This is a genomic window from Hymenobacter sp. H14-R3 (assembly GCF_030063445.1).
Classification (GTDB): Bacteria; Bacteroidota; Bacteroidia; order Cytophagales; family Hymenobacteraceae; genus Hymenobacter.
In genome coordinates this window covers 1-3,203 of the sequence record NZ_JASITD010000061.1, presented here as the reverse complement: position 1 = coordinate 3,203, position 3,203 = coordinate 1, and the positions used below count along the sequence as shown (strand labels likewise).

The 3,203-nt window shown below is 56.4% G+C and carries 1 protein-coding gene; it reads left to right on the top strand.

All coding sequences use genetic code 11. The features are described 5' to 3' along the window. On the top strand, positions 1-3,185 hold a 3,185-nt coding region (locus QMK33_RS23200), incomplete at its 5' end, for an Eco57I restriction-modification methylase domain-containing protein (protein ID WP_283567010.1). Between the last annotated feature and the right edge of the window lie 18 nt (positions 3,186-3,203).

The window sequence follows — 3,203 nt, the reverse complement described above, 5'->3', positions numbered from 1 at the left end:
ACCCTACCATTGCCTTACCCGACTTTGCCGACCGCGTAGCCCGACTGCGAAGCTGGCAGCAGCGCATTGCCTCAGGCTACGTAGGTAGCCAAAAGGAAGAAGCTCTCCAAGCCGAGTTTCTAAACTTGGTGTTTGGCCAGGCACTGGGTTACGAGCACGAGCGCCCCGACTATCGCCAGCTGCTCTTGGAAAAGAAAACCAATGTGGACGGCACCAAGCCCGATGGCGCCCTAGGTGACTTCGCGGCCGATGGCAAAGGCGCCCTGTCCGGCCCCGTGCGCGTGGTAGTGGAGCTAAAGGATGCCCGCACCCTGCTCGATGCCAAGCAGAAACTTGGGGCCAAAGGCCGTGCCGAATCGCCCGTAGAGCAAGCCTTCAGCTACCCTTCCAAGATGGGAGCAAGCTGCCGCTGGGTAGTGGTGAGCAACTTCGTAGAGTTGCGCCTCTACGCCGCCAACGACCAGACCCGCGCCGAGGTATTCCGCCTCGATACCCTGCCCGACCAGCCCGCGCTGCTCCGGCGCTTCTTTGCGCTGCTAGCCGTCGGGCAGGTGCTGCCGCTACCCACCCAGGCCGATGCGCCCCTCGACCTAGCCCTGCGTCAGCGTCAAGAGCAGGAAGCCCGCATCAGCAAGGAGTTTTACCGCGACTACCGCGCCGCCCGACGCGCCCTGCTCGACCACCTCATCGAGCAAAACCCCACCGTGCCCGCTCTCGACCTGCTGCAGCACACCCAAAAGCTGCTCGACCGCGTCATCTTCGTGTGCTTCTGCGAAGACAAAGGCATCATCCCGCGCCAAACCTTCCGGCGCCTGCTCGATGCCGTGCGGGCCAACGTCTTCGACCCCGCCGACGACAAGATTTACCGCACCGTGCGCGGCCTCTTCCAAAGCGTCGACCTCGGCAACCCGGCCGCCAATATCAACCGCTTCAATGGTGGCCTCTTTGCCCCCGATGCGGCGCTCGATGCGCTGGTCATCAAAGACCGCACCCTAGGGCCGGTTATCAGCCTCGAGCGCTACGACTTCGCTTCCGAGCTCAACGTCAATATCCTCGGCCACATCTTCGAGCAAAGCCTTTCCGACCTAGAGGCCGAACGTGCTCGCCTACTGGGCGAAGCCCCACCCTCCGCCAAGCAGGGCAAGCGCAAGCAAGACGGTATTTTCTACACCCCCGACTATATCACCCGCTACATCGTGCAGCAGGCCGTGGGCGGCTGGCTGCGCGAGCGTCGCCAAGAGGCCGGCCTCGATGCCCTGCCTGAGCTGACCGAAATCGACCTGGCCAGCATTCGGGTGCGGCAGGGGGGCAAAGGGTTGCTTAAACCCGAACCCCGCGTGCAGAAGCATATCGACGCGTGGGAAACCTACGGCCAGCGCCTGCGCAATATCCGGGTGCTAGACCCCGCCTGCGGCTCTGGCGCCTTCCTCAACGAAGCCTTTGGCTATTTGCTGCGCGAAGGAGAAATCGTTAATAAAGAGCTGGCCGACTTACGTGCCGGCCAGCGTGACGCATTTCTTGACCTTGACCGCCACATCCTCCAGCATAATCTCTATGGGGTCGACTTCAACCCCGAGTCGGTGCAGATTACTCGCCTCAGCCTCTGGCTCCAGACTGCCAACCCTGGCCGGCCTCTTACCTCCCTCGACCACAGCATCCGCACCGGCAATTCCCTCATCGCCGACCCCGCCGTGGCCGGCGACCGTGCCTTCGACTGGCAGGCCGTTTTCCCTGAGGCTTTCGCCGATGGCGGCTTTGATGTAGTGGTAGGAAATCCGCCGTATGTGCGAGCAGATGCGGTAGGCAATGGGAAAGCATTTCGCACCTACATGGTACAAAGTGGGAAATATGAAACGCTGGCAGGCAAATGGGACTTGTATGTCCCATTCGTTGAGAGAAGTCTACAATTATTGAATGCAGGTGGCTTATCTGCCCTAATTATTCCTGATGCTTTTGTCCATGCTACCTACGCTCGGAAGCCTATGCAGTGGCTCAAGCAGCGAAAGCATCTGCGGTTTATTGATTATTACCCCGAAATGGAAGTTTTTGAAGGGGTAGGAGTTAAGAGTATTACTGTTCATTTGAGCAAGGCTCCGCAAATTGGCTTTGAGCAGCGTGTTCATCACGATAAACAGGACTACACAGTAATACCACATGCTGATTATCTCGACAACATGCGGCTTGATGCGGCAGACAAAATTTCGGGTAACGGCTCCTCAGACTTTTACATGCTGAGCGCGATTTGTTATAGTAGCAAAGGCATTGTTGGCAATAGTGACGAGAAGAAGTATAAGGGAGAGTTTTTGGTGAGTGATTTAGTATCAAATACTCATGATTCAATTCATTCACAACCTTATTTTGAAGGCAAAGATGTTGGCAAGTGGAACTTGAATAATATCCGCTGGATTGAATTTGGTACTGAAAGGTCGCCGGCAAAGTGGAGCCGTAGTGGCTTCCCTGAGATGTTTAGTGGTAGCAAACTAGTTACCATGCGAAGTCCTGGCTACTTACCTAGGACTCTTTTAGACAATTCTGGTGCTTATTTTAATGAAAGCGCGATAGGGTTTAAGCGCTGGATTGACTTGCAAGGTGTAGAAAATAAAAGTTTGCGCAATGTCTGTCCAGACCCAATTATTCGGGCTGAGTACGAAGGCATTTCCAGTCGTTTCTCGCTGCAATTTTTGTTGACAATACTCAATTCGAAGGTGGTACGCTACGAACTCAATACCAATAGACGTAGCAACATCCACATTTATCCTGAAGATTGGAAATCAATTAAGATTCCTAAAGCTGCCGAAGTAATTGAAGTGCAACATCCTTTCATAACCCTAGCCGACCAGCTCCTAGCCGGGCACCGTGCCCTGCACACCGCCGATGCCGACTTTGCTGCCCTGCTCCGCGCCGAGTTGGGCCTAGTTAGCCCCCTCACCGGCAAGCTGGCCCTCACGCAGGAGTGGAAGCCCTGGAGCACCGCCCTGCAAAAGAGCATCGGCCGCGACCTCAACCTGAAAGAGAAAGGGGAGTGGCTCAAGCACCACACGGCCCATCAGCAGGCGCAGGCCGCCGCCCGCCAGCACCTGGCTCAGCTCGGTAGTCAGCTCGACCAGCTTGTGTACCAGCTCTACCAGCTCACCCCGACCGAGATTGCCCTGGTAGAAGGCACTTCTGCCGAGCTAGTAAGCTAATTTGCTTCAACCTATAGC